This window comes from Arthrobacter sp. TMS2-4 (genome assembly GCF_054511075.1).
In genome coordinates, this window is record NZ_JBTNDI010000015.1 from 54,748 (window position 1) to 61,219 (window position 6,472).

The 6,472-nt window shown below is 67.9% G+C and carries 7 protein-coding genes and 1 tRNA gene; 6 read left to right on the forward strand and 2 right to left on the reverse strand.

What is annotated here, in order from left to right; translation table 11 throughout:
- Positions 1 to 42 precede the first annotated feature (42 nt).
- Positions 43 to 645, reverse strand: coding sequence for an oligoribonuclease (gene orn / locus ACX80F_RS15330; protein ID WP_459337260.1), 603 nt, complete (start codon positions 643 to 645; stop codon positions 43 to 45).
- Between the two features lie 296 nt (positions 646 to 941).
- Between orn and mptB the strand changes: the two genes are divergently transcribed.
- From mptB to ettA, 6 genes are all read left to right on the forward strand, one after another.
- Complete coding sequence (gene mptB / locus ACX80F_RS15335) at positions 942 to 2,462, forward strand: polyprenol phosphomannose-dependent alpha 1,6 mannosyltransferase MptB (protein WP_459337261.1); 1,521 nt, start codon at positions 942 to 944, stop codon at positions 2,460 to 2,462.
- A 48-nt stretch (positions 2,463 to 2,510) separates the two neighbouring features.
- On the forward strand, positions 2,511 to 2,930 hold the full coding sequence (locus tag ACX80F_RS15340; protein WP_459337262.1) for a DUF3224 domain-containing protein: 420 nt from the start codon (positions 2,511 to 2,513) through the stop codon (positions 2,928 to 2,930).
- A gap of 63 nt (positions 2,931 to 2,993) precedes the next feature.
- Positions 2,994 to 3,066 (forward strand) — tRNA-Arg (locus ACX80F_RS15345).
- 212 nt (positions 3,067 to 3,278) lie between these two features.
- Positions 3,279 to 3,872: a single-stranded DNA-binding protein gene (ssb, locus tag ACX80F_RS15350; protein ID WP_459337263.1), complete on the forward strand. Its 594-nt coding sequence runs from the start codon at positions 3,279 to 3,281 to the stop codon at positions 3,870 to 3,872.
- A 35-nt stretch (positions 3,873 to 3,907) separates the two neighbouring features.
- Entirely contained in the window at positions 3,908 to 4,480 is a 573-nt protein-coding gene (locus ACX80F_RS15355; RefSeq protein WP_459337264.1) for a DUF6993 domain-containing protein, read from the forward strand.
- Positions 4,481 to 4,636: 156 nt separating this feature from the next.
- Entirely contained in the window at positions 4,637 to 6,319 is a 1,683-nt protein-coding gene (gene ettA / locus ACX80F_RS15360; RefSeq protein ID WP_459337265.1) for an energy-dependent translational throttle protein EttA, read from the forward strand.
- Between the two features lie 83 nt (positions 6,320 to 6,402).
- Here the strand turns inward: ettA and ACX80F_RS15365 are convergent.
- Positions 6,403 to 6,472, reverse strand: a 70-nt coding sequence (locus ACX80F_RS15365; protein ID WP_459337047.1) for an IS3 family transposase, incomplete at its 5' end; no start/stop codon positions are given.

Sequence of the window (6,472 nt, forward strand, 5' to 3'; positions counted from 1 at the left end):
TCGGTGCGCTCCTGACCGGGGCGACGGAATGCCGCCCGGACGTCAGGACGCGATCGTGCGCGCAATGCCCTTGCTGGTTGCGGAGTCCGGTCCGGGGGAGGGTACGAAGACCGCCGACCGGTAGTACCGCAGCTCCCTGATCGAATCCTCGATGTCGCCCAGAGCCCGGTGGCCGCCGGTCTTCGCGGGGGCCTGGAAGTAGGCACGCGTGTACCAGCGGCGGGCGAGTTCCTTGATGGTCGACACATCGATGACGCGATAGTGCAGGTGATCGACGACGAGTGGCATGTCCCGGACGAGGAAGTTCCGGTCCGTCCCGACCGAGTTGCCCGCAAGCTGGGCCTTCCGGGGCTCCGGAACCCACGCCTTGATGTACTCGAGGACCTGCTGCTCGGCGTCCTCCATCGTGATGCCGCCGTCGAGCTCCTCCAGCAGGCCCGACGTCGTGTGCATCGTCCGGACGAAGTCGCCCATCTGGGCGACGGACTCGGGCGTGGGCTTGATCACCACGTCCACGCCGTCACCGAGGACGTTGAGTTCGGAATCCGTCACGAGGACCGCGACTTCGATCAGGGCGTCGTGAACGAGGTCCAGCCCCGTCATCTCGCAGTCGATCCAGACGATGGGGTCATTCGATATCGGCATTCGACCAATGTACCGCCCGGCACCCCCGCGTCCGTGCCCGGGTGCCCCGGCCTGCTGCCGGCGCCGGACGCGACAGGAGCCCTGCCTGGCACGCCGTTCGTCGCAGCGCCTGCCGGGTCGCGCTCCGGGCCCGATGCTAATATTCGAGAAGTTCGCTCAGGGCCGCGGGGAGATCTGGGAAACCCTGCTGATTCCGGCAAGGCGCCGCCCGCGGGTCTCCCGCCACCGGGCCGTCACCGGCCTGGGACAGGGGCGTTCGACGCCGACTTCTGCTTGCCGACGATTGGATTTCCCCGATGCCCGCCCAGGTCCCGCTCTCCGACGTCGCGACGCAGCAGGGGCCCAACCGACCGAACATCGCCATCGTGCAGGGGTTCGTCGGTTCCCTCCTGATGTGGATGGGGTCGTTGGGCGTCGGCTGGCTGTCCCTCGCGTCGGCGGAGCTCCGGCGCATCCCGCTCATCATCTGGCTGCGGTTCGAGCCCGCCGGCGCCGTGCTCTCCGTGCTCCTCCTGGCGCTCGGCGGGATGCTCCTCGTCCGGTCCTGGCTGCGCCTGGGACAGCGGCTGAACGGCTGGTCGGACGACACGAGGCCGTACCTGATGACGGCCATCATCGCGTGGACCATCCCGCTCGCCGCGGCACTCCCGCTCTTCAGCAGGGACGTCTTCGCGTACATCGCCCAGGGCCAGGTCATGGTGGCGGGACTCAATCCCTATGTGGATGGCTATTCGCAGATCTCGAACTACCTGCAGATCGGTGCGGACGACCTCTGGGCGCAGAGCCCCACGCCCTACGGGCCGGTCTTCCTCTGGATCGAGGAGGGCATCGTCAGGATCACGGGGGGCAACCCGGACACCTCGATCATCCTGTTCCGGGTCATCGCGCTCATCGGGGTGGCGCTGTGTGTCTACGTCATCCCGAAGCTTGCCGCCCTGCACTCCATCAACCCGAACCGCGCCCTGTGGCTCAGCGCCGCCAATCCGCTGTTCCTCATCAACTTCGTGGCAGCCATCCACAACGATTCGCTCATGATCGGCCTGGCCCTCGCGGGCCTGTACCTCGCGGCGACGAAGAGGCCCGTGCTCGGGATCCTCCTGATCACGCTCTCGATCGGCATCAAGCCGATCACGCTGATCTTCCTGCCCTTCGTCGGCCTCATGTGGGCGGGCAAGGGTGCCTCGTGGCCGCGCCGGTTCCTCTACTGGTTCCTCACGGCAGGCCTGTCGCTCGGCCTCCTCTGGGTCATGGGGTGGGTCAACACCTTCGGGTTCGGCTGGGTCGGCGCGCTCAGCACCCCGGGAAGCGTCTGGATCTGGTACGCGCCGGTCGGCTTCATCGGCCTCGTGATCGCCTCGCTCGGCGACGCTGTCGGCCTGCCCGGCTGGGACCTCGCGGGTGTCTTCCACACCCTCGCCCGGGTGGTCTCGCTCGTGATCATCGCCCTCCAGATCTTCCGCGGCGACCACAGCCGACTCGTCCGACGGCTCGCCATCGCCTTCGCGGCCATCGTGGTGCTGGCGCCGATGATCCAGTCCTGGTACGTCGTCTGGCTGATCCCGCTCTTCGCGGTCACCGGGATCCGCGACGACTGGCAGGTGAAGTTCCTGTACTTCACGGTCGCGTTCTTCATGGTCTACGCCATCTCCGACCAGCTCGACATCTTCCCCTACTTCGACTTCAGCCTCACGATGGCCCGGCAGATCGCGGCTGTCATCGCGCTCGGCTTCGCGCTGTACCTCGTGTTCCTCGACCGCAGCACGAAGGTCCTGTTCCTCCGGCGATATCGGCCGTCGACACCCGGTGTGGCGCACTGACGGCGGAGCCGGCATGCGCCTTCGGCCGGGAGCGGCGATACTGAACAGATGATGGAAACAGGAACGACGACGTACACCGGCGAGTTCGAGATCACCGACTGGGATGCAGAGCCCTACTCGGCGCCCGGGAGCACGGGCGAGCTCTCCCGTGTCCGGGCCGCGAAAGTCTTCGAGGGCGAGATCACCGGAACCAGCACGGCGGAACTGCTCATGGCAGGAAACGACGTCGGTGCCGGCTATGTCGCGTCCGAGCAGTTCGTGGGCAGCATCGGGGACCGGACGGGCGCGATGACGGTCCAGCACTGGGGTGTCGCCGAGGGGGCGGACGCGGCGAGCTCAGGGCACATCATTCCTGGCTCCGGCACGGACGGGCTCCGCGGCATCGCAGGGAAGGCCATCTACTCCCAGGACCCGGACGGGCAGCACCGCCTGGAACTGAGGGTGAGCTTCCCCGCCGAGGCCGAGTAGGACGACCAGGCGTGTCCCCGCCCCGGGACCGCCCGGGACCGCCCATAGTAAACTGGGCGAACTGCCTCCGTAGCTCAGGGGATAGAGCAGGGGCCTTCTAATCCTCTGGTCGCAGGTTCGAATCCTGCCGGGGGCACAGCATCAGGGCCGGACGCCGAGGCGTCCGGCCCTTTGCATTGCCGGGTCGACGCCCGCCGGTCCGGGCCCACGGGAGCGCGTCCGTCCGGACACGATGAGGGCAGTTGTCCACATACCGCCGGCCCGACCGGTGCTGTCGACCCTGCCGCCGAAGACTGGGTGGAGGCGGGCACTGACCGCCGCCCACCGGGATCGACGGAAGGACAGATCATGACCGACATCATCACCGTGCGAGGCTACGTCGCCACGGACGTGCGGCTCACCTCGGCGCAGAGCGGCCTTGCAGTCGCCGGGTTCCGCATGTGTTCCACCGACCGCCGCTTCGACAAGGAGGCGAACACCTGGGTGGACGGACACACCAACTGGTACTCGGTGTCCATGTTCCGCCAGCTCGCCACCCATGCGGGGGCGAGCCTGAAGAAGGGGGACCGCGTGATCGTGACCGGACGGCTCAAAGTCCGCCCGTGGATCAATGCGGACGGCCGGACGGGCACGTCCGTGGACATCGACGCGGACACCGCGGGCCACGACCTCATGTGGGGCACGGCGAACTTCAAACGCACCACGGCCGACCGCAGCGAGGTGCAGGCCGGAGCCGGCGCGGAGGATCCCGCTGGCGGTGATCAGGCCGCAGACGGTCTTCCTCCCGGCGTGGACGCCGCCACGGGAGAGGTGTTCGGTCCAGCGTCGGGGATCGGTGCGGAGGCGGACGACGACCGCGAGGGCCCGGGAGCCGGCCTTCCCGTGGGGGAACCGGACAACGACTCCGAGGACGCCCGCCAGGAGGAGTCCGTCCCGTTCTGACCGCGGCTGCGGGGCGATGATGGCAGGATGATCGGGTGACTACTGCCCTTCCTCGCACCCGGCCCGACGGAACGGCTCGGGTGATCGCGGCGCTCGCCGTCGGGCTGACCCTCGGCCTCACCTCGTGCACGGACACGCCCGTCGTGACGTCGGACCAGGGGGCTGTCACGCCGTCCTCCGGGGCGATGGATCCCGGCTCGGCACCGCCGTCGGAGCAGGCGGGGGACAGCCCACCCGCGACGCCTGCACCGGCCACTGCTCCGGCCACCGGACCAACCACCGGACCGGCCTCGGCGGAGGAGGGGGTCGCGGGTATCGCCCGCACGGTCGACGCCGAACTCACGGCTCTGGCCGACAGCGGGGACGCGGTCACGAGTGCACGGGTTCGGGCTGCCATCGAGGAGGGGTTCGCGCTTGCTGGTGCAACCCCTGCGTCCGTGGAGGTGTCCATCGACACCACGCCCACCGGGCTGGACGTCGACGCGATCCAGGGCGCCGGCCTGATCGACGGGACGTGCGTTTTCGGGGAGGTGCGCGACGGGAGCGTCACGGTGACGGTCCTTCCCGTGCTCGGCTCCGGCCTCTGCTTCGTCGGGGACCAGCGCTGACTGGAGGATGATTGCTGCCCGGGTGACGCGCGGTGATCGAGGACCGGGCGTGGATTGCGCGACGAGCGGTTCTTCGGCGACCCGGGCCGGCCGACGGTCACCCGCCGCGACCGGTCGAGTGTGAGATCGGTCCGGGCACCCACTAGCCTTAGTGGCATGGCGGAATTTATCTACACAATGAGCAAGGCCCGTAAGGCCGTTGGCGACAAAGTAATCCTCGACGACGTCAGCATGTCGTTCTTCCCTGGCGCGAAGATCGGCGTCGTGGGGCCGAATGGTGCGGGTAAGTCCACCATCCTGAAGATCATGGCAGGCCTAGACACGCCCTCGAACGGCGAGGCGCGCCTCAGCCCCGGGTACACCGTCGGCATCCTCCTGCAGGAGCCACCGCTGAACGAGGAGAAGACCGTGCTCGGCAACGTCCAGGAGGGCGTCGGCGAGATCTTCGGGAAGATCCAGCGGTTCAACGAGATCTCCGAGGAGATGGCCTCCCCGGACGCCGACTACGATACGCTCCTCGACGAGATGGGCAAGCTGCAGGAGGCCATCGACGCCGCCGACGCCTGGGACCTCGACTCCCAGCTCGAGCAGGCGATGGACGCCCTCCGCTGCCCGCCGCCCGAAGCCGATGTCCGTGTCCTCTCCGGCGGCGAGCGTCGCCGTGTGGCGCTGTGCAAGCTGCTGCTGCAGAAGCCCGACCTGCTCCTCCTCGACGAGCCCACCAACCACCTCGACGCCGAGAGCGTGCTCTGGCTGGAGCAGCACCTGAAGTCGTACTCCGGTGCCGTGCTCGCCGTCACCCACGACCGTTACTTCCTCGACCACGTCGCGGAGTGGATCGCGGAGGTCGACCGCGGCCACCTGTACCCCTACGAGGGCAACTACTCCACCTACCTGGAGAAGAAGCGCGCGCGCCTCGAGGTGCAGGGCAAGAAGGACCAGAAGCTCTCGAAGCGCCTCACCGAGGAACTCGAATGGGTGCGCTCGAACGCCAAGGGCCGCCAGACCAAGTCCAAGGCGCGCCTGAACCGGTACGAGGAGATGGCCGCGGAGGCAGAGCGCACCAGGAAGCTCGACTTCGAGGAGATCCAGATCCCGCCGGGCCCCAGGCTCGGAAGCCAGGTCATCGAGGCGCACGACCTGCGCAAGGGCTATGACGAGCGCATCCTCATCGACGGCCTGTCCTTCTCGCTGCCGCGCAACGGCATCGTCGGCGTCATCGGCCCGAACGGCGTCGGCAAGACCACGCTGTTCAAGACCATCGTGGGCCTGGAACCCCTCGACGGCGGTGAGCTGAGGATCGGCGACTCGGTGAAGATCTCCTACGTAGATCAGTCCCGCGGCGGTATCGACCCCAACAAGAGCCTGTGGGAGGTCGTGTCCGACGGACTCGACTTCATCCAGGTGGGGCAGGTCGAGATGCCCTCGCGTGCGTACGTGTCGGCGTTCGGCTTCAAGGGCCCGGACCAGCAGAAGAAGGCCGGCGTCCTCTCCGGTGGTGAGCGCAACCGGCTGAACCTCGCGATGACGCTGAAGCAGGGCGGCAACCTGCTGCTCCTCGACGAACCGACCAACGACCTGGACGTCGAGACGCTCTCGAGCCTCGAGAACGCGCTGCTCGAGTTTCCCGGGTGCGCCGTCGTCGTCTCGCACGACCGGTGGTTCCTCGACCGGGTCGCCACCCACATCCTGTCCTACGAGGGCACCGAGGAGAATCCCGACGCCTGGTACTGGTTCGAGGGCAACTTCGACGCCTATGAGCAGAACAAGGTGGAGCGGCTCGGACCCGACGCCGCGAAACCGCACCGCGTCACGCACCGCCGCCTCACGCGCGACTAGTAGGACGCGCACCGGCGGGACACGGAGAGGAAGGGACACGGCGTGAACTGGTCCCCGGACGTTGGACTGGCTAAGTAAGTAGGTTAGGCCGTGAGGGTCTGAGCACGGTATTGCACCGGGCTCAGGCCCTCACGCTTTGTGGAGATCCGCTCG